A 1,294-nucleotide genomic window follows, 5' to 3' on the forward strand; every position below is an offset into this window, starting at 1 on the left:
AACCGTACCCCAAACCGACACAGGTGGTTGGGTAGAGAATACCAAGGCGCTTGAGAGAACTCGGGTGAAGGAACTAGGCAAAATAGTACCGTAACTTCGGGAGAAGGTACGCTGATGACGGTGATGAGACTTGCTCTCTAAGCTATTGTCAGTCGCAGTGACCAGATGGCTGGGACTGTTTATTAAAAACACAGCACTGTGCTAAATCGAAAGATGACGTATACGGTGTGACACCTGCCCGGTGCCGGAAGGTTAATTGATGGGGTTAGCGTCTGCGAAGCTCTTGATCGAAGCCCCGGTAAACGGCGGCCGTAACTATAACGGTCCTAAGGTAGCGAAATTCCTTGTCGGGTAAGTTCCGACCTGCACGAATGGTGTAACCATGGCCATGCTGTCTCCACCCGAGACTCAGTGAAATTGAAATCGCTGTGAAGATGCAGTGTACCCGCGGCTAGACGGAAAGACCCCGTGAACCTTTACTATAGCTTGGCAGTGAACATTGAGCCTACATGTGTAGGATAGGTGGGAGGCTTTGAAGCAGCGTCGCCAGATGTTGTGGAGCCATCCTTGAAATACCACCCTTGTATGTTTGATGTTCTAACCATGCACCGTTATCCGGTGCTGGGACACTGCCTGGTGGGTAGTTTGACTGGGGCGGTCTCCTCCCAAAGCGTAACGGAGGAGCACGAAGGTTGGCTAAGTACGGTCGGACATCGTACGGTTAGTGCAATGGCATAAGCCAGCTTAACTGCGAGATAGACACATCGAGCAGGTACGAAAGTAGGTCATAGTGATCCGGCGGCTCTGTATGGAAGGGCCGTCGCTCAACGGATAAAAGGTACTCCGGGGATAACAGGCTGATACCGCCCAAGAGTTCATATCGACGGCGGTGTTTGGCACCTCGATGTCGGCTCATCACATCCTGGGGCTGAAGTCGGTCCCAAGGGTATGGCTGTTCGCCATTTAAAGTGGTACGCGAGCTGGGTTTAGAACGTCGTGAGACAGTTCGGTCCCTATCTGCCGTGGGCGTTTGAGAATTGAGAGGGGCTGCTCCTAGTACGAGAGGACCGGAGTGGACGAACCTCTGGTGTTCGGGTTGTGACGCCAGTCGCATTGCCCGGTAGCTAAGTTCGGAATCGATAACCGCTGAAAGCATCTAAGCGGGAAGCGAGCCTCGAGATGAGTTCTCACTAGACCTTTAAGGTCTCTGAAGGGTCGTCGAAGACTACGACGTTGATAGGCAGGGTGTGGAAGCGCTGTGAGGCGTTAAGCTAACCTGTACTAATTGCCCGTG

At 52.9% G+C, this 1,294-nt stretch carries 1 rRNA gene; it reads left to right on the top strand.

Going from position 1 to position 1,294, the window contains the following annotated elements:
* Positions 1-1,293 (top strand): 23S ribosomal RNA (locus tag IC617_RS18735); the annotation flags it as partial.
* Between the last annotated feature and the right edge of the window lies 1 nt (position 1,294).

It is taken from the genome of Neiella litorisoli (genome assembly GCF_014773395.1).
GTDB lineage: Bacteria > Pseudomonadota > Gammaproteobacteria > Enterobacterales > Neiellaceae > Neiella > Neiella litorisoli.